Annotated in this window: 13 protein-coding genes and 3 rRNA genes; 1 reads left to right on the forward strand and 15 read right to left on the reverse strand. The window is 64.8% G+C overall.

Features of this window, described 5'->3' with window-relative positions; all coding sequences use genetic code 11:
* Positions 1-39: 39 nt before the first annotated feature.
* From FGL91_RS17050 to FGL91_RS17110, 14 genes are all read right to left on the reverse strand, one after another.
* Positions 40-873: a ParA family protein gene (locus tag FGL91_RS17050; protein WP_194239375.1), complete on the reverse strand. Its 834-nt coding sequence runs from the start codon at positions 871-873 to the stop codon at positions 40-42.
* A gap of 155 nt (positions 874-1,028) precedes the next feature.
* Positions 1,029-1,931, reverse strand: coding sequence for a site-specific tyrosine recombinase XerD (gene xerD / locus FGL91_RS17055; RefSeq protein WP_047521825.1), 903 nt, complete (start codon positions 1,929-1,931; stop codon positions 1,029-1,031).
* A gap of 3 nt (positions 1,932-1,934) precedes the next feature.
* Positions 1,935-2,516: an NUDIX domain-containing protein gene (locus FGL91_RS17060; protein ID WP_134351627.1), complete on the reverse strand. Its 582-nt coding sequence runs from the start codon at positions 2,514-2,516 to the stop codon at positions 1,935-1,937.
* Positions 2,509-4,203 carry a CTP synthase gene (locus FGL91_RS17065; RefSeq protein ID WP_153244444.1) on the reverse strand — a complete coding sequence of 565 codons (1,695 nt, stop codon included), beginning with the start codon at positions 4,201-4,203 and terminating at the stop codon, positions 2,509-2,511. Before FGL91_RS17065 ends, FGL91_RS17060 begins: the two co-directional genes overlap by 8 nt.
* A 17-nt stretch (positions 4,204-4,220) precedes the next feature.
* Positions 4,221-5,912 carry a DNA repair protein RecN gene (gene recN, locus FGL91_RS17070; protein WP_153244445.1) on the reverse strand — a complete coding sequence of 564 codons (1,692 nt, stop codon included), beginning with the start codon at positions 5,910-5,912 and terminating at the stop codon, positions 4,221-4,223.
* On the reverse strand, positions 5,909-6,829 hold the full coding sequence (locus tag FGL91_RS17075) for an NAD kinase (RefSeq protein ID WP_047521820.1): 921 nt from the start codon (positions 6,827-6,829) through the stop codon (positions 5,909-5,911). The genes recN and FGL91_RS17075 overlap by 4 nt, the downstream gene beginning before the upstream one ends.
* Positions 6,826-7,623: a TlyA family RNA methyltransferase gene (locus FGL91_RS17080; RefSeq protein ID WP_153244446.1), complete on the reverse strand. Its 798-nt coding sequence runs from the start codon at positions 7,621-7,623 to the stop codon at positions 6,826-6,828. The genes FGL91_RS17075 and FGL91_RS17080 overlap by 4 nt, the downstream gene beginning before the upstream one ends.
* A complete protein-coding gene (locus FGL91_RS18980; RefSeq protein ID WP_165875382.1) occupies positions 7,620-7,796 on the reverse strand; it encodes a hypothetical protein in 177 nt (58 codons plus the stop codon). The genes FGL91_RS17080 and FGL91_RS18980 overlap by 4 nt, the downstream gene beginning before the upstream one ends.
* A gap of 52 nt (positions 7,797-7,848) precedes the next feature.
* Positions 7,849-8,886 (reverse strand): HAD-IIA family hydrolase, encoded by a 1,038-nt coding sequence (locus FGL91_RS17085; RefSeq protein ID WP_153244447.1) that lies wholly within the window; start codon positions 8,884-8,886, stop codon positions 7,849-7,851.
* Entirely contained in the window at positions 8,886-9,632 is a 747-nt protein-coding gene (locus tag FGL91_RS17090) for a hypothetical protein (RefSeq protein WP_153244448.1), read from the reverse strand. Before FGL91_RS17090 ends, FGL91_RS17085 begins: the two co-directional genes overlap by 1 nt.
* 47 nt (positions 9,633-9,679) lie before the next feature.
* On the reverse strand, positions 9,680-10,429 hold the full coding sequence (locus FGL91_RS17095; RefSeq protein ID WP_153244449.1) for a hypothetical protein: 750 nt from the start codon (positions 10,427-10,429) through the stop codon (positions 9,680-9,682).
* Between the two features lie 166 nt (positions 10,430-10,595).
* Positions 10,596-10,712, reverse strand: a 5S ribosomal RNA gene (rrf, locus tag FGL91_RS17100).
* Between the two features lie 108 nt (positions 10,713-10,820).
* Positions 10,821-13,916: ribosomal RNA gene (locus tag FGL91_RS17105) — 23S ribosomal RNA — on the reverse strand.
* 413 nt (positions 13,917-14,329) lie between these two features.
* Positions 14,330-15,850: ribosomal RNA gene (locus FGL91_RS17110) — 16S ribosomal RNA — on the reverse strand.
* The 16S, 23S and 5S rRNA genes sit together here, the layout of an rRNA operon.
* Positions 15,851-16,443: 593 nt before the next feature.
* Here FGL91_RS17110 and FGL91_RS17115 point away from each other — a divergent pair.
* On the forward strand, positions 16,444-17,835 hold the full coding sequence (locus FGL91_RS17115; protein WP_153244450.1) for a CoA transferase: 1,392 nt from the start codon (positions 16,444-16,446) through the stop codon (positions 17,833-17,835).
* Here the strand turns inward: FGL91_RS17115 and FGL91_RS17120 are convergent.
* Entirely contained in the window at positions 17,820-18,614 is a 795-nt protein-coding gene (locus tag FGL91_RS17120) for a DUF4184 family protein (protein WP_153244451.1), read from the reverse strand. The genes FGL91_RS17115 and FGL91_RS17120 overlap by 16 nt on opposite strands.
* Positions 18,615-18,617 lie beyond the last annotated feature (3 nt).

The following is an 18,617-nucleotide window of genomic DNA, read 5'->3' on the forward strand; positions in this document are numbered from 1 at the left end:
TCGGCGCGCTCGATGGCCGAAGGGTCGACGGACTCTCCGCTAGGCGACAGCGCCACGGGCGACCAGCTCCCGCGCCAGCCGCAGGTATGCCTGAGCGGCCGCGTGCTCGGGGGCGAACTCGGTGATGGGCACCCCCGACACCGAGGCGTCGGGGAACTTCACGGTGCGGCCGATCACGGTCTCGAGCACGTCGTCACCGAATGCTTCGACGACACGCTCGAGCACCTCGCGCGAGTGCAGGGTGCGCGGGTCGTACATTGTGGCCAGCAGGCCGTCCATCGTGATGGACGGATTCAACCTGTCGCGGACCTTGTCGATCGTCTCGATGAGCAGGGCCACGCCGCGCAGCGCGAAGAACTCGCATTCGAGCGGGATGATCACACCGTGCGCCGCCGTCAGCGCGTTGACCGTGAGGATCCCGAGGGAGGGCTGGCAGTCGACGAGGATGACGTCGTACTCCCCCGCGACCTGGCGCAGCACCCGGGCGAGGATCGTCTCCCGTGCGACCTCGTTGACCAGGTGCACCTCGGCGGCCGACAGATCGATGTTCGCCGGCATGACGTCGAGACCTTCGACGCTCGACTTCACGATCGCATCGTGGGCGTCGCGCTTGGTGTCGAGCAGGAGGTCGTAGATCGTCGGCACGTCGTGGGTCGGGATGCCGAGCCCGGCGGACAGGGCGCCCTGCGGGTCGAAGTCGACCGCGAGCACCTTGCGGCCGTACTCGGCGAGCGCCGCAGCCAGGTTGATGGACGTGGTCGTCTTGCCGACGCCGCCCTTCTGGTTGCACAGCGCGATGATGCGCGCGGGCCCGTGGGACTTCAACGGTTCGGGGGTCGGGAACCCGTGATACGGACGGCCCGTGGGTCCCATGGGGGTCTCGTCGGCCTTCTGCGCCTTCGCCCTGGACTTCGCCACTTTCTCAGCCACCGATTCTCCTGCTCCGTTCGTGCTTGGTCGATTGTACCGGGCGGCCCGTTCCGCAGCCGCCTCGGCACGCGGCAGGGGGCTCTCCCGGATGGGCGGTGTCAGCGGGCGCGGGGATGCGAGGTCGCGTAGATGTCACGCAACGTATCGACAGAGACGTGGGTGTAGATCTGGGTCGTCGCGACCGAGGAATGTCCGAGCAGCTCCTGCACGACACGGACGTCGGCTCCCCCCTGCAGCAGGTGTGTGGCGAACGAGTGACGCAGGGTGTGCGGCGACACCTCCGACGTGATCTGCGCCTTCTCCGCCGCCGCGCGGATCACCAGCCAGGCGCTCTGTCTCGACAGGGGCGCGCCACGGGCGCCGAGGAACAGCCGCGCCGATGCCCGTCCTTTCGCCGCGAGCGCCGGCCGCACCCTCGTGAGATAGGCGTCGACCGCTTCTCGTGCATAGGAGCCGATCGGCACGATGCGCTCCTTCGAGCCCTTCCCGCGCAGCCGCAGCACATCGCCGTGGGCGAGGTCGTCGACGTCGAGCCCGGTCGCCTCCGAGACGCGGGCGCCGGTGGCATAGAGGAGCTCCAGGAGAGCGCGATCCCGCACCCCGATCGGGTCCTCGGGCGACGGGGCGGCGAGCAGTCTCTCGACCTGGTCGATCGTCAGCGCTTTGGGGAGCCGACGAGGAGCCTTGGGCGGACGCAGTCTCCCGCTCGGATCGTCGACCTCGATGCCCTCACGGGCCAGGAACCGGTGCCAGCCCCGCACGGACGACTGCAGGCGCGCCAGCGAGGTGGAGGCCGGAGCAGGGTCTGCCGACGCACGCTCCGTGATGAAGCGGTCGATCACGGCCGGCGTCACCTCCGACGTGTCGGCGATCCCCTCCCCGGCCAGCCACTCGCAGTACCCACCGAGGTCACGCCGGTAGGCCGCGATCGTGTGCTCGCTCAGACCGCGCTCGATCGTGACGTGACGCAGGTAGGCGTCGAGAGCGCGCTCCAGCAGCATGCGTCAGCCCCGGTCGCGCAGCCTCTGCGCCGCAGCCAGCACACCGATCGAGAGGATGCCGTTGTGCATCCGTCCGCCGAGGACGGCGTCCACCGCGTCCGCCAACGGCACCCACTCGACGCGGATGTCCGCCTCTTCGTCCTCCCGATCGTGTGCCGAAGACGCCGCGGCGACTCCGGTGGCCAAGAAGATGTGGATCATCTCGTTGTTGCCACCCGGGGTGGTCCACGAGGAGACCAGCGGCTCCCAGTGCGCGGCGACGAGGTCAGCCTCCTCGGCGAGCTCACGACGGGCGGCGTCGAGCGGCGCCTCTCCGTCCACGTCGAGCAGACCGGCGGGCAGCTCCCAGTCGCGGTGACGGATCGGGTGGCGGTACTGCTGGATCAGCAGCACGCGGTCCTCGTCGTCGAGCGCGAGGATCGCCACGGCGCCGGTGTGCGCGACATACTCGCGCACGATCTCCCCGTCGCCGTAGCGCACCCGGTCGGAGCGGACGTCCCAGACCCAGCCCTTGTAGACGCGGTCGCTCTGGAGGACCTCCGGCTCGAAAGGCTCGTCGCGGAGGTACTCCGCCGACTCAGTCATCGGCACTGACGTCGAACAGCTCGCTCGCGCGGTGACGCTCGATCGCGGCGCCGACGAGCCCGCGGAACAGCGGGTGCGGGGCGGTCGGACGCGAACGCAGCTCCGGGTGCGCCTGCGTGGCGATGTAGTACGGGTGCACGTCACGCGGCAGCTCGACGTACTCGACCAGGTCGAGTTCCGGGTTGAGCCCGGAGAACACCAGACCGGCGTCGGTGAGACGATCACGGTAGGAGTTGTTGACCTCGTAGCGGTGACGGTGCCGTTCCGCGGCCTCCGGAGCCCCGTACAGCTCGCGCGCGAGGGATCCCTCGGCGAGTGCCGCCTGGTACAGGCCGAGACGCATGGTGCCGCCGAGGTCGCCGCCGTCGAGGATGTCCACCTGCTCCGCCATCGTCGCGATCACGGGCTCGGCGGTCTCCGGGTCGAACTCACTGGAAGACGCGCCCGCGATGCCGGCCACGTCCCGCGCGTACTCGATGACCATGCACTGCAGGCCCAAGCACAGCCCGAGGGTCGGGATGCCCTGCTCTCGTGCGAACTTGAGCGCACCGAGCTTGCCCTCGATGCCGCGGATGCCGAAGCCGCCGGGCACGCAGATGCCGTCGAGCTCGGCCAGCTGCTCCTGGGCACCCTCCGGCGTCTCGCACAGATCCGAGGGGATCCAGCGGATGTTCACCTTGGTCTCCTGTGCGAAGCCACCCGCCTTGAGCGCTTCGGTCACCGACAGGTAGGCGTCGGGAAGATCGATGTACTTGCCGACCAGGCCGATCGTCACTTCGTGCTTGGGGTTGTGCACGGCGTGCAGCACCTTGTTCCAGCGGGTCCAGTCGACGTCGGCCGCCTTCTGGTCGAGACCGAGCCGATGCACGATGTACGAATCGAGGCCCTGCTCGTTCAGCGTGGAGGGGATGTCGTAGATGCTCGGCAGGTCGACCGTGTTGATGACGCCTTCGACGTCGACATCGCACATGAGGGCGATCTTGTTCCGGTTGCTCGCGCTCACCGGACGGTCGCTGCGGAGCACGAGCGCGTCGGGCTGGATACCCACCTGACGGAGAGCCGCGACGGAGTGCTGGGTGGGCTTGGTCTTCTGCTCCCCCGAGGCGCCCATGAACGGCACCAGCGAGACGTGGACGAAGAACACGCTGTCCCGTCCGAGCTCGTGACGGAGCTGGCGCGCGGACTCGAGGAACGGCTGCGACTCGATGTCTCCGACCGTGCCACCGACCTCGGTGATGATCACATCGGGACGCGGGTCCTCGCTCGCCTGCAGACGCATGCGACGCTTGATCTCGTCGGTGATGTGCGGGATGACCTGCACGGTGTCGCCGAGGTACTCGCCGCGACGCTCGCGCGCGATCACCTGCGAGTAGATCTGGCCGGTCGTCACGTTGGCGGCCTCGGACAGATTGATGTCGAGGAAGCGCTCGTAGTGACCGATGTCGAGATCGGTCTCCGCGCCGTCGTCCGTGACGAAGACCTCACCGTGCTGGAACGGATTCATCGTGCCGGGATCGACGTTCAGGTACGGGTCGAGCTTCTGCATCACGACGCGCAGACCGCGGGCGGTGAGGAGGTTGCCGAGACTGGCCGCCGTCAGTCCCTTGCCCAAAGACGAAACGACACCACCAGTCACGAAGATGTGCTTGGTCGTGTCGTTCTTGGGTCCCGCGGAAGAAGAGTTCATCACGGGCTTCGATCCTATCAGGCGGCGGGGGCGCGGAGGCTGAGAAGTTCGCGCGCGTGGGTGAGAGCAGCGTCGGAATCGGCGAGTCCCGAGAGCAGTCGGGCCATCTCCGCTTCTCGCTCACCGCCTTCCAGACGCCGGACGCTGGAGGCGGTGACCGCGCCGTCATTGGCTTTGACGACGGAGAGGTGGTTGTTCGCGAAGGCCGCGACCTGCGCGAGGTGGGTGACGGCGATGACCTGCGACTTCTCGGCGAGTCGGGCGAGTCGCCGTCCGACCTCGATCGCGGCGGCGCCTCCGATGCCCGCATCGACCTCGTCGAAGACGAAGGTCGGCACGGGGTCGGTCGCGGCGATGACGACCTCGATGGCCAGCATGACCCGGGACAACTCGCCACCGGAGGCCCCCTTCGAGACCGATCGCGGCTCGGCGCCCGGATGCGGAGCGAGGAGGATCGCGACGTCATCGCGACCGTGGGTGCTCTCCGCGCCCTCGGAGACCGCGACCTCGAGTCGCGCATCGGGCATCGCGAGGGCGTGGAGCTCTGCAGTCACCGCCTCGCCGAGGCGGACGGCGGCATCGGTACGTGTCGCCGTCAGCGTCGCCGCGTCGGCGTCCAGCTCGGCTCGTGCCGCATCGCGCTCAGCGATGAGCCGCTCGAGGCGGTCGCCGTCGTCATCGAGTTCCGCGAGCCGCGTGGAGCCCGTCTGCCAGAGCGCCAACGCCTCGTCGAGGGAGCCGTGAGCGCGCACGAGGGTACCCAGCGCCGCGCGACGTTCTTCCACGGCGGCGAGTTCATGAGGGCCGGACTCGTCGAGATCCGCGAGATAGGCGGACAGGAGTCCCGCAGCGTCCGCGATCCGGTAGCCGATGTCCGCGAGGCTCTCCCCGATCTCGGTCAGCTTGGCGTCGGACGCACGCTCGATCACGCGACGGGCCTCCGCGACGAGGGCGGAGGCGTCAGGTTCGCCGTCCTCGTTGGAGAGCGCTCCGTGCGCGAGCGATGCCGCGACACGAAGTTCTTCGGCATTCGCGAGACGCTCGGCCCGATCTGCGAGCTCCTGGTCCTCGCCCGGCTCCGGTGCGGTCGCCTCGATCAGTGCCAGGTCTTCACGGAGGCGGGAGGCCTCCTCGGCACGACGGTCCCGGTTCTCGGTGATCTCGGAGATCTCGGAGTCCAGTGCCCGCCAGCGGGTGAAGGACTCCGTGTACTTCGCGAGCGCGTCCGTGATCGGCGTCCCACCGAAGCGGTCGAGCGCGTCGCGCTGTGCCGCGGCGGAGCGCAGACGCAGCTGCTCGGACTGTCCGTGCACCACGACGAGCTCTTCCGCCAGCGACGAGAGCACCCCTGCGGGCGCCGCCCGGCCTCCGACGCTCGCCCTGCTGCGTCCTTCGGCGCTGAGCGTGCGCGAGACGTACAACTCCGCGGTTCCCGCTCCTGCGGGCTCCAACTCGCCGCCGGCCTCCTCGACGATCTCGGCGACGTCTCCGCCCTCCGGAACGATCCAGACACCCGCCACCGACGCCTGCGCGGCACCGGCCCTGACAGCCCCGGAGTCGGCGCGCTGGCCCAGCAGCAGTCCCAGTCCGGTGACGACCATGGTCTTCCCCGCGCCCGTCTCTCCGGTGATCGCGGTGAACCCCGGGCCCAGAGGCAGCACCGCATCGGCGATGACGCCGAGCCCCTGCATACGCATCTCCTCGATCATGACGGCGTCCCCAGGGTTTGGCCGCGCCATCCTTCGACGGGCAGCTGGAACTTGCGCACGAGCCTGTCGGTGAAGGCCGTGGGGTGCAGACGCGCGAGCCGCACGGGGCGCGACGACCGGCGGACGACGACCCGAGCGCCGGGCGGGAGATCGTGGGAGCGACGCCCGTCGCACCAGAGGATCCCCGACCCGTCGGTGCGCTCGAGCATCTCGATCGCGACCGCGGCGCCGGGGCTGACGACGAGCGGTTTGGCGAACAGCGCGTGCGCCGACAGCGGCACCACCGCGATCGCCTCGACGCTGGGCCAGATGACCGGTCCCCCGGCCGAGAAGTTGTAGGCGGTCGAGCCGGTGGGAGTGGAGATGACCATGCCGTCGCATCCGAAGCTCGACAACGGCCTGCCGTCGATCTCCAGGACGACCTCGATCATCCGCTCCCGGCTGGCCTTCTCCACGGTGGCCTCGTTCAGTGCCCAGGTCTCATACACGACCGTGCCGGCGGCGTCCTTCACACGCACCGACAGGGCGAGTCGCTCCTCGACCTCGTAGTCGCGGTCGATCACCCGGCGCACGGCCTTGTCCATGTCGTCTCGATCGATCTCGGCGAGGAAGCCGACATGGCCCATGTTGATGCCGAGCACGGGCGCTCCCGTATCGCGGACCAGCTCGGCCGCGCGCAGGATCGTGCCGTCTCCGCCCAGCACGATCGCGAGCTCGAGGTCCGCCGGATCGACGGAGCGGCCCAGAACATCGGTGCCGGCGAAGAAGGCGTCCACCGCCGTGAGGGCCTCGTGGTCGTCGGCGGCCAGGACCGGCCGTGCTCCTGCTTCCCGCAGGGCATCGATCACGCGTCGCGCCGCGTCGACGGTGTCGACCCGGCCGGCATGGGCGACGACCAGGATGTTGCGCTCGTTCATCGTCCTCCTGCCAGTCGATTGATGGTGTCCAACCATTCTGTCGGATTGCTGCCGCGCCCCGGCGCGAGGTGCACGAGATATTCCGCGTTGCCGTGCGTTCCCAGAAGTGGTGAGGGAAGGATGCCGAGCATCCCCAAGCCGACGTCCCAGGCGCTCCACACCGTGCGCGCGACCGCATCGGCACGGGTGGCGGGGTCGGTGACCAGTCCCCCGCGCACGGCCGTCCGTCCGACCTCGAACTGCGGTTTCACGAGCAGCAGGACGTCGGACTCCGCGGTCGCGACCGCCGCGACGGCCGGAAGCACGAGTTCGAGGGAGATGAAGGAGAGGTCGCCGACCACGAGGTCGGGGGGCTCCATGACGCCGGTGGCCTCGGCGAGATTCTCGCGCGTCATGTGTCGGACGTTGAAGCCCTCCACGGTGATCACCCCGGGGTCGGCGGCGATGGACGGAGCCATCTGGCCGTGCCCGACGTCGACGGCGAGCACGGTTCGGGCGCCCCGCTCGCGCAGCACCTGCGTGAAACCTCCCGTGGACGCCCCCATGTCGAGCGCGAGTCGTCCCGCCACCGGGATGCCGAACCCGTCGAGTCCGGCGATGAGCTTGTGGGCTGCACGGCCGACGTAGTGGTCGGAGCCCGCGACCGTGATCTCGGCCTCATCGTCCACGGCGGTCGAGGCCTTCACGACCTGGCGGCCGGCGACGCTCACGAGGCCTTCGGCGATGAGAGTCGCCGCATGGCTGCGCGAACGGGCGAGTCCTCGGGCGGCGAGGGCAGCGTCGAGTCGCGTCATCGGGATCCCGAGGTCTCCCGAGGATCGAGCTTCGCGCCGCTCTCGAGGCGGCGGGAGAGCTCATCGTGCACGGCCGCGTAGGCGGCGGCGCGCACGGGAAGCGGCTGCCCCTCGATCAGGCGCAGACGGCTCCACAGGCCGTCGGTCGGCTCGCTCGTCGTCTCTTCACTCACGGTTCCACTGTACGCGGCCCCTCCGACGCGCGAAGGAGCCACGCGAGATCGCTCAGGGGCGGTGGAAGGGATCGTCGTAGAGGCGCTCGGGAACGCGAAGGACGAACACCGGGGTACCGGACGCCCAGATGGCGGCGGCGCCGGCGCGCAGCAGATCGATCTGCGACCCGGACTCCGACACGATCTCGACGTCAGCCCCGGAGACACGAACGGCGGCACCGTTCACGACGAAGACACCGTCTCGCTCCGTCACCTCTGGATAAGGCTCGTGCAGTTCGCGGAGGTCGCCGAGGATGTACGTCGGACGCGAGCCTTCCGGTGCCGCGAGGACGTGCTTGGGGCGGTCGATCCCCGTCAGCACCAGCGCCGAGTCGATGCCGACACGGCTCGCCCCCATGATGTCGGTGTCCAGGCGGTCGCCGATGAACAGCGCCTTCTCGGCACCGAAACGGGCGAGCGCCTCTTCGAAGATGGGCGCCTCCGGCTTGCCTGCGACGGTCGCCAGCCGACCGATGGCTGTGTGGACGGCAGAGACGAGGGTTCCGTTGCCCGGAGCCACTCCCCGTTCACGAGGAATCGTCCAGTCCGTGTTCGTCGCGATCCAGGGGATGCCGCCCTCTTCTTCGGGAAGCTTGAGTGCGAACGCCGCCTCCGCCAGATCGGTCCAGGCGACCTCAGGAGCGAATCCCTGCACCACAGCACTCGGCGCGTCGTCCGCGCTGCGCGTCACCGTGTAGCCGGCCTTCTGCACCTCATCGACGAGACCGTCACCCCCCACGACCAGGATCGTCGCCGGCGCCGGCACGATCGTCGCCATCAGACGCATCGCGGCCTGCGGGCTCGTCACGACCTCGGAGGCCTCGACCTGGAGCCCGAGACTGCTCAGATGCTCCGCGACGGAGACATCGGTCCGTGCCGCGTTGTTCGTGATGTAGCCGAGCCGTGCGGACTTCGCCGCCTGGTTGAGGCTGTCCACCGCGAACGGCAGCGCGCCGGGTCCGGCGTAGACCACGCCGTCCAGGTCAGCCAGCACGGTGTCGACCCCGTCGAGAGGCGTGCGGACCGCGCGCCGGCGAGAGAACAGCGCCACTACGCCTCCGGGTCCGTGTCGTCGGCCTCGTCTTCGCCCAGGAGCTCGCGCACCTCGTCCTCGACCGTGGGCTCCACAGCCTCGGGTTCGACCGGCGCGGGCTCGGCCGGTGCAGGCTCGGCCTGAACAGGCTCGGCCTGAACAGGCTCGGCCGGCGCATCGGTGTCGTCCTCGTCGAGGTCGATCTCGATCATGCTGTCTTCGATGAAGATCTCTTCGTCACCGGCCTCATCGACTCCCAGAGCTTCAGCGGCGACCTCGGCCCGGTGCGACCAGAACTCGGCTTCCTCGGTGCGGCCGAGGTCTTCGAGCACAGCAGCGCGCGCAGCGAACAGCGCGGGGCTCCACTCGAACGCACGATCCGGATCCAGCTCCGGGATCTCCAGCTCGCCGAGGGCGAGTTCAAGGTCGCCCTGATCCAGGCGCGCACCCGACATCGCGATCGCCAACGCGACGCGGACGGGCGTGTCCAGCGTCGAACGATCGACGGCCCTGCCGGTCTCGAGCGCACGATCGGACCGGCCGATGCCACGCTCGCTGTCCACCATCAGAGCGATCTGGTCGTCCTTGCCCGAGATCCGTCGATAGGTCCGCAGCTCACGCAGTGCGAGGGCGAAGTCCTCAGTGGCATAGGCGGTGATGCCGAGAGTCTCACGGACGATCGCGATACGGCCGGCACGGCGCGATGCGGCCAGCGCATGCTGGTGGGCGAGCGCAGGGTCCTCGTCGATGAGGCGGGAGGCCATCGCGAGGTGACGCGCGACGTGCTCGGCATTCTCCTTGCTCAGCGTTTTCAGCTCATTACGAGCCGCGCCGTTGAGATCACGAGCGGTGACGTCGTCCGGGATCTGCGGCTCATCGAACCGCGGACGCTCGTTCGCCGCCTGCGCGGGACGTTCGCGTCCGACTCCCCCACGTTGCGGGTAGGAGCGCGAACGATCCCGGTCGCCACCTTCGCGGCGCGGGGCGGCGCCATCACGCTTGTACCCGCCCTCACGACGAGGAGCAGCACCATCACGGTTGTACCCGCCACCTTCGCGACGGGGGGCAGCGCCATCACGCTTGTACCCGCCCTCACGACGAGGAGCAGCACCATCACGGTTGTACCCGCCACCCTCACGACGAGGGGCAGCACCATCACGCTTGTACCCGCCACCCTCACGACGAGGGGCAGCACCATCACGCTTGTACCCGCCACCTTCACGACGAGGGGCGGCGCCGTCGCGGTTGTACCCGCCCTTACGACGAGGAGCGCCACCGTCACGGTTGTACCCGCCCGCACGACGAGGGGCGCCGCCGTCGCGGCTGTACCCGCCACCTTCACGACGAGGGGCAGCGCCATCACGGTTGTACCCGCCCTCACGACGAGGAGCGCCACCGTCACGGTTGTACCCGCCCTCACGACGAGGAGCGGCACCGTCACGGTTGTACCCGCCACCTTCGCGGCGAGGGGCAGCGCCATCACGGTTGTACCCGCCCTCACGACGAGGGGCGGCGCCGTCGCGGTTGTACCCGCCACCCTCACGACGGGGGGCAGCGCCATCACGACTGCGATCAGAGCCTTTGCCGGAAGGGCGATTGCTGCGCGATCCCTTGTCGTCGTTGCGACGCGGACGGCGCTCTTCCTCTTCCGGCATGATGATCCCTGTTCTCTTCGTATAAACGCAAAATGGCCACCCAGCGTTGGGTGGCCATTTTGTTTAAAAGGAGTCCGGCGGTGTCCTACTCTCCCACAGGGTCCCCCCTGCAGTACCATCGGCGCTGTGAGGCTTAGCTTCCGGGTTCGGAATGTAACCGGGCGTTTCCCTCACGCTATGGCCGCCGAAACACTATTGATGTTTCAATCAAACACATAACAAAGTCATTGTTGTTATGCGGTTCTCGACCGTACATCGAGAACCACTCAGTGGACGCGTAGCACCAACAAACGGTGTGTTATCAAGTCATCGGCTTATTAGTACCAGTCAGCTGCATGCATTACTGCACTTCCACATCTGGCCTATCAACCCAGTAGTCTGGCTGGGAGCCTCTCACCCGAAGGTATGGAAATCTCATCTTGAGGCCGGCTTCCCGCTTAGATGCTTTCAGCGGTTATCCATCCCGAACGTAGCTAATCAGCGGTGCTCCTGGCGGAACAACTGACACACCAGAGGTTCGTCCAACCCGGTCCTCTCGTACTAGGGTCAGATCCTCTCAAATTTCCTACGCGCGCAGCGGATAGGGACCGAACTGTCTCACGACGTTCTAAACCCAGCTCGCGTACCGCTTTAATGGGCGAACAGCCCAACCCTTGGGACCTACTCCAGCCCCAGGATGCGACGAGCCGACATCGAGGTGCCAAACCATGCCGTCGATATGGACTCTTGGGCAAGATCAGCCTGTTATCCCCGAGGTACCTTTTATCCGTTGAGCGACAGCGCTTCCACAAGCCACTGCCGGATCACTAGTCCCGACTTTCGTCCCTGCTCGACCTGTCAGTCTCACAGTCAAGCTCCCTTGTGCACTTACACTCGACACCTGATTGCCAACCAGGTTGAGGGAACCTTTGGCGCCTCCGTTACTTTTTGGGAGGCAACCGCCCCAGTTAAACTACCCACCAGGCACTGTCCCTGAACCGGATTACGGTTCGAAGTTAGATATCCAGAGTGACCAGAGTGGTATTTCAACAATGACTCCACACGAACTAGCGTCCATGCTTCAAAGTCTCCCACCTATCCTACACAAGCCACACCGAACACCAATACCAAGCTGTAGTAAAGGTCACGGGGTCTTTCCGTCCTGCTGCGCGTAACGAGCATCTTTACTCGTAATGCAATTTCGCCGAGTTCGCGGTTGAGACAGTTGGGAAGTCGTTACGCCATTCGTGCAGGTCGGAACTTACCCGACAAGGAATTTCGCTACCTTAGGATGGTTATAGTTACCACCGCCGTTTACTGGGGCTTAAATTCTCAGCTTCGCCTTACGGCTAACCGGTCCTCTTAACCTTCCAGCACCGGGCAGGCGTCAGTCCGTATACATCGTCTTGCGACTTGGCACGGACCTGTGTTTTTAGTAAACAGTCGCTACCCACTAGTCTCTGCGGCCTCCAAACGCTTTCGGGAGTAAATCCCTATACGCCGAAGGCCCCCCTTCTCCCGAAGTTACGGGGCATTTTGCCGAGTTCCTTAACCACGATTCTCTCGATCTCCTTGGTATTCTCTACCTGACCACCTGAGTCGGTTTGGGGTACGGGCAGCTAGAACCTCGCGTCGATGCTTTTCTCGGCAGCATAGGATCACCCACTTTTTATCCGCATCGTGTCTCAGCCTCAATGAATCGCGGATTTGCCTACGACTCGGCCTACGCACTTGCACCAGGACAACCATCACCTGGCTTGGGCTACCTTCCTGCGTCACACCTGTTAATACGCTAACCGCACCAGAATGGGGTCGTACGCTAGGCCCAGAGCGTCACCCCGAAGGGATCAGTCACTGGGATTCAGATACTTAGCACTACTGGATTAGCTTGGGCGGTTCTTCGCCGGTACGGGAATATCAACCCGTTGTCCATCGACTACGCCTGTCGGCCTCGCCTTAGGTCCCGACTTACCCAGGGAAGATTAGCTTGACCCTGGAACCCTTGGTCTTTCGGAGGACGTGTTTCTCACACGTCATTCGCTACTCATGCCTGCATTCTCACTCGTGTAGCCTCCACGGCTGGTTTACACCGCCGCTTCGCTGGCCACACGACGCTCTCCTACCCATCAACACGGCTGGACCACGAAGGCCTACCAATAATGTCAATGCCACAACTTCGGTGGCGTGCTTGAGCCCCGTTACATTGTCGGCGCGGAATCACTTGACCAGTGAGCTATTACGCACTCTTTCAAGGGTGGCTGCTTCTAAGCCAACCTCCTGGTTGTCACAGCAACTCCACATCCTTTCCCACTTAGCACGCGCTTTGGGACCTTAGTTGGTGGTCTGGGTTGTTTCCCTCTCGACTATGAAGCTTATCCCCCACAGTCTCACTGCTGCGCTCTCACTTACCGGCATTCGGAGTTTGGCTGACGTCAGTAACCTTGTAGGGCCCATCGGCCATCCAGTAGCTCTACCTCCGGCAAGAAACACGCAACGCTGCACCTAAATGCATTTCGGAGAGAACCAGCTATCACGAAGTTTGATTGGCCTTTCACCCCTATCCACAGCTCATCCCTCAGTTTTCAACCTAAGTGGGTTCGGTCCTCCACACGCTCTTACACGTGCTTCAACCTGGCCATGGATAGATCACTTCGCTTCGGGTCTAGGACATGCGACTGAATCGCCCTATTCAGACTCGCTTTCGCTACGGCTACCCCACACGGGTTAACCTCGCCACATATCGCTAACTCGCAGGCTCATTCTTCAAAAGGCACGCTGTCACCCCTACTAAGGAGGCTCCAACGGTTTGTAAGCAAACGGTTTCAGGTACTATTTCACTCCCCTCCCGGGTACTTTTCACCTTTCCCTCACGGTACTTGTCCGCTATCGGTCATCTGGGAGTATTTAGGCTTATCAGGTGGTCCTGACAGATTCACACGGGATTTCACGGGCCCGTGCTACTTGGGATACTCTTCGCGCCAAGAGAAGCATTTCGACTACGGGTTGGCACCCTCTATGACCGGCCTTTCAAGACCGTTCGTCTATACCTTCTTGTAACGCCGCCACCTCGGCAGAGATGACTGAAAAGTCCCACAACCCCAACGTGCAACGCCTGCCGGCTATCACACACGCTAGGTTTAGCCTGATCCGGTTTCGCTCGCCACTACTAACGGAATCGCGGTTGCTTTCTCTTCCTGTGGGTACTGAGATGTTTCACTTCCCACGTTCCCTCTACCCGCCCTATATATTCAGGCGGGAGTCACTAGGTCGGCACGCCGCCCAGCGGGGTTTCCCCATTCGGACACCCTCGGATCAAAACTTGCTTATCAGTTCCCGAGGCTTATCGCAGATTGCTACGTCCTTCTTCGGCTCCAGATGCCAAGGCATCCACCGTTTGCTCTTAAAGACTTGAAATCACATGAGTTTGAATCAAAAACTCGACCCATCCGAAAATGGAATCAGAAATTGACTAATGATCTTTAAGATCATCTTGTGCAACAACCCGAAGGCTGCTGCAAGATGCTCGCGTCCACTGTGTAGTTCTCAAAGTACGGGCGGTACCCCTCACCGCTTCCCCACCGGGGAAACAACGAAAGGCCCAGAGTAACCAAATGCTTCCAACCCGAAGGTCAAAGCGCATCCGGTCCCTCAGGACCCAACAGCGTGCAGGCACCGACCCCTCACCCAGAACCTTCCAACCGCAAGCGGCGTACTCATTCCAAGATCAGATCTCGATGCCATGTCAAATGTTCCACCCATGAGCTCCCAGCGAGAAACGAACGTTCCCGAACTGGGTTCTGGACGCCGAAGCGTCAGATGCTCCTTAGAAAGGAGGTGATCCAGCCGCACCTTCCGGTACGGCTACCTTGTTACGACTTAGTCCTAATTACCGATCCCACCTTCGACGGCTCCCTCCACAAGGGTTAGGCCACCGGCTTCAGGTGTTACCGACTTTCATGACTTGACGGGCGGTGTGTACAAGACCCGGGAACGTATTCACCGCAGCGTTGCTGATCTGCGATTACTAGCGACTCCGACTTCATGAGGTCGAGTTGCAGACCTCAATCCGAACTGGGACCGGCTTTTTGGGATTCGCTCCACCTCACGGTATTGCAGCCCTTTGTACCGGCCATTGTAGCATGCGTGAAGCCCAAGACATAAGGGGCATGATGATTTGACGTCATCCCCACCTTCCTCCGAGTTGACCCGGCAGTATCCCATGAGTTCCCACCATTACGTGCTGGCAACATAGAACGAGGGTTGCGCTCGTTGCGGGACTTAACCCAACATCTCACGACACGAGCTGACGACAACCATGCACCACCTGTTTACGAGTGTCCAAAGAGTTGACCATTTCTGGCCCGTTCTCGTATATGTCAAGCCTTGGTAAGGTTCTTCGCGTTGCATCGAATTAATCCGCATGCTCCGCCGCTTGTGCGGGTCCCCGTCAATTCCTTTGAGTTTTAGCCTTGCGGCCGTACTCCCCAGGCGGGGAACTTAATGCGTTAGCTGCGTCACGGAATCCGTGGAATGGACCCCACAACTAGTTCCCAACGTTTACGGGGTGGACTACCAGGGTATCTAAGCCTGTTTGCTCCCCACCCTTTCGCTCCTCAGCGTCAGTTACGGCCCAGAGATCTGCCTTCGCCATCGGTGTTCCTCCTGATATCTGCGCATTCCACCGCTACACCAGGAATTCCAATCTCCCTACCGCACTCTAGTCTGCCCGTACCCACTGCAGGCCGGAGGTTGAGCCTCCGGATTTCACAGCAGACGCGACAAACCGCCTACGAGCTCTTTACGCCCAATAATTCCGGATAACGCTTGCGCCCTACGTATTACCGCGGCTGCTGGCACGTAGTTAGCCGGCGCTTTTTCTGCAGGTACCGTCACTTTCGCTTCTTCCCTGCTAAAAGAGGTTTACAACCCGAAGGCCGTCGTCCCTCACGCGGCGTTGCTGCATCAGGCTTGCGCCCATTGTGCAATATTCCCACTGCTGCCTCCCGTAGGAGTCTGGGCCGTGTCTCAGTCCCAGTGTGGCCGGTCACCCTCTCAGGCCGGCTACCCGTCGACGCCTTGGTGAGCCATTACCTCACCAACAAGCTGATAGGCCGCGAGCCCATCCCCAACCGAAATTCTTTCCAGACGCAGACCATGCGATCACGTCACATATCCAGTATTAGACGCCGTTTCCAGCGCTTATCCCAGAGTCAGGGGCAGGTTGCTCACGTGTTACTCACCCGTTCGCCACTGATCCCACAGAGCAAGCTCCGTGTTCACCGTTCGACTTGCATGTGTTAAGCACGCCGCCAGCGTTCATCCTGAGCCAGGATCAAACTCTCCGTAAAAAAGAAATGCATACGAACACCGGGAAAACGATGAACGCAGCGAGTTTGATGCTGACCAAAGAGACAAATTCATTGCTGACTTCATCCATTGCCAGCCCCCGGAAGGGCTGGTCTTTGATCCAAAGGAATTCTCACCCAGCCGAAGCTAGACGAGGATAATTTGGCATTTGACAAGTGCACGCTGTTGAGTTCTCAAGGATCGGATGCTCCCACGACCCAGTCATCACAACCAGGCCCGCAGGGCAACTTCTCTATCTTACCCAGCCCGTCTCGCTTGTCAAATCGGCGCGCCGTGCAGATCAGTGATCCGCAGCGCAGCTGTTGACAGCCGCAGAAGGGTGGATTCCCTATCCTAGACGCAAGCGCCAGATCTCTCAAGAGAGAGTGGAAGGGATTCGTTCTCCGCTTGAGGGGGGTGAAGCTCTCGGCTCCTCCGCGTCCCTGTGGGGCGAACAAGTAATAAGTTACGTGGGTTCCCGGGTTCTGGCAAATCGAGGGCCACCGCCCGGGCGTGTCGACGCCTCGCCCGTCAGGTTTCCACCGGATCAGGGGACGTTTCGGCTGCGCCAGGTGCTACGGAGTACGATCACGCCATGCCCACGCCCCCGGATGAGCCGCTCCTCGAGACGGCGCACGCACATGCGGATGACGACGATCGTCGGAGCTCGCGTGACGGCGGTGAGCTGTTCGAGCGTGTGCTCGGCGAGCTCGGGATCGCGGTCACTGACCGGTCGTCTGCGGCGCTCCCTGTCGTCCCGCTCTCCTCGCGGCTGGACACCGCCGCTCTCGCCTGTGCCAGTGTCAGCGCCGTGATGGTCGCCGCCGGTCGCTCACCCGAGGCCCTCGACCCCGCGCGGGTCGCCGTCGCGTACGGAAGCGACCGTGTGCTCACCGTCGACGGCGCCGCTCCGCCGGTGTGGTCGCCGTACTCCGGGTTCTGGCGAACCTCCGACGGCTGGATCCGCACCCACGGGAACTACCCCCATCACGCCGCCGGCCTGCGCGCAGGTCTCGGCCTGCAGGAAGGGGCAGGTGCCGAGGCGGTTCGTGACGTGCTCGCGGAGCAACAGAGCGCACCGGCCGTCGCCACCATCACGGCCGCAGGGGGCCTGGCCGTTCGGGTGATGGCGGAGGCCCCCGCGACCGACCGGCTCCTCGGTGCGCGCCCGCTGCTCGAGATCAACCGCGTGGAGGCGGTGTCGCCCTCCCCCTTGTCGCGCTCGACATCGGCCGATGCCCGTTCAGAGCACCGCCCCCTCCAGGGAATGCGCGTACTCGACCTGACGAGGGTGATCGCCGGCCCTGTGTGCACACGGACGCTCGCGCTGCTCGGTTCCGATGTCCTGCGGATCGATCCACCGCAGCTGCCCGAGCCGGAATGGCAGCATCTCGACACGGGCCACGGCAAGCGGTCCGCGGTGCTGGATGCGCGTGACCCGCAACTGGAGGAGCTGATCGAGCGGGCCGATGCCGTCGTCCTCGGATACCGTCCGGCCGCGCTCGATCGGCTCGGGCTGAATCCGGAGGAGCTCGCCCGCCGCCACTCCGGGCTGGTGGTCGCCCAGCTCAGCGCCTGGGGCACGGAGCATCCGGATCGGGCTGGATTCGACAGCCTGGTCCAAGCCGAGTCCGGCATCGCGCTCATCGAATCACCCGATGGCGACCGCCCGGGAGCACTCCCCGTGCAGGCCCTCGATCACAGCGCCGGCTATCTCCTCGCGGCCGCGGTGACGACGCTGCTTCGACGGCGTCCCCCGCGCCCGGATGGCTCGTGGGTGGTTCGGACGTCGCTGCGCCGGGTCGCCGCAGAACTCCTCCTGATGCCGCGACGTCGGCAGCCGAACGCGGTACTCGGCTTCGCCGTCGATCCTCACGTCACCCGCTTCGTCCTCGAAGACACGAGCCTCACGACCGCTCGTCCGGCACTGCCCGGATTCGAGTTCGACGCTCCCCACCCCTGGGGGTCGGATCAGCCCCGCTGGTGACGACGCCCGCGCACCGCGAGCACGACGCAGAGCACCACGGTGATCACGCCCCAGAGTGCACACGCCGGAGGCAGCACACGGTAGGCGAGGTGCTGAACCGTGAACTCCGCATCGAGCGGACCGAACACGGCGAGACCCACCGCCCAGGCTCCGACCAGGATGACCGGCAGCGACACCCACCACGCCAGGCGGACCCCGTGCGGGATCGATTGCGCGGTGTCCAGCCGCGGCACACGACGACGGAGCCAGAGCAACGCCCAGATCCCGATGATCGCGAGACCGATCAGGCTCGATCCGTGCTGAAGCCACTTGAACCCGGGAAGCGGGCCCCACATCTCATCGAGAGCGGGGATCTGCTGCACACCCCATCGGCCCTCATGCGTGAACAGGTCCCACACGATGTGTGAGAGCACACCGATCAGGAACGACACCGCGAGAAGGACCGGATACGAGCGCTTCTCCCCCGTCCCGACGGCTCGTCCCGCCGCGGCAGCCCCACCCTCACTCCACTCACGGGGAAGTCGGCGGGCCAGCCAGAGCGGAGCGAGCTCGGGTACCGCGGGGCGCAGCAGCACACGCCACACCAGGAACAGGACGAACGCGAGCAGCGCCGTCCACAGCACGTTCCCGAACGTGTGGGTGAAGGTGTAGTTCAGTCCGACGCCCCGCACGAACAGTGGAAGATCCGGGGTCATCGCACCGATCGCGATCGCCGCGGGCACCAGGGGCGTCCGCAGGAACGGCAGCGCGACGAGCGCGTGGCTGGGAGTGAACGGCATCCG

This window comes from Microbacterium sp. CBA3102, assembly GCF_007954505.1.
Lineage (GTDB): Bacteria > Actinomycetota > Actinomycetes > Actinomycetales > Microbacteriaceae > Microbacterium > Microbacterium aurugineum.

What these genes read in the sequence shown, in the direction of transcription:
- FGL91_RS17050 (WP_194239375.1), bottom strand. Translation starts at nt 873, where the DNA reads ATGGGACCCACGGGCCGTCCGTATCACGGGTTCCCGACCCCCGAACCG.
- xerD (WP_047521825.1), bottom strand. Translation starts at nt 1,931, where the DNA reads ATGCTGCTGGAGCGCGCTCTCGACGCCTACCTGCGTCACGTCACGATC.
- FGL91_RS17060 (WP_134351627.1), bottom strand. Translation starts at nt 2,516, where the DNA reads ATGACTGAGTCGGCGGAGTACCTCCGCGACGAGCCTTTCGAGCCGGAG.
- FGL91_RS17065 (WP_153244444.1), bottom strand. Translation starts at nt 4,203, where the DNA reads ATGAACTCTTCTTCCGCGGGACCCAAGAACGACACGACCAAGCACATC.
- recN (WP_153244445.1), bottom strand. Translation starts at nt 5,912, where the DNA reads ATGATCGAGGAGATGCGTATGCAGGGGCTCGGCGTCATCGCCGATGCG.
- FGL91_RS17075 (WP_047521820.1), bottom strand. Translation starts at nt 6,829, where the DNA reads ATGAACGAGCGCAACATCCTGGTCGTCGCCCATGCCGGCCGGGTCGAC.
- FGL91_RS17080 (WP_153244446.1), bottom strand. Translation starts at nt 7,623, where the DNA reads ATGACGCGACTCGACGCTGCCCTCGCCGCCCGAGGACTCGCCCGTTCG.
- FGL91_RS17090 (WP_153244448.1), bottom strand. Translation starts at nt 9,632, where the DNA reads ATGGCCTCCCGCCTCATCGACGAGGACCCTGCGCTCGCCCACCAGCAT.
- FGL91_RS17095 (WP_153244449.1), bottom strand. Translation starts at nt 10,429, where the DNA reads ATGGCGCTGCCCCCCGTCGTGAGGGTGGCGGGTACAACCGCGACGGCG.
- FGL91_RS17115 (WP_153244450.1), top strand. Translation starts at nt 16,444, where the DNA reads ATGCCCACGCCCCCGGATGAGCCGCTCCTCGAGACGGCGCACGCACAT.
- FGL91_RS17120 (WP_153244451.1), bottom strand. Translation starts at nt 18,614, where the DNA reads ATGCCGTTCACTCCCAGCCACGCGCTCGTCGCGCTGCCGTTCCTGCGG.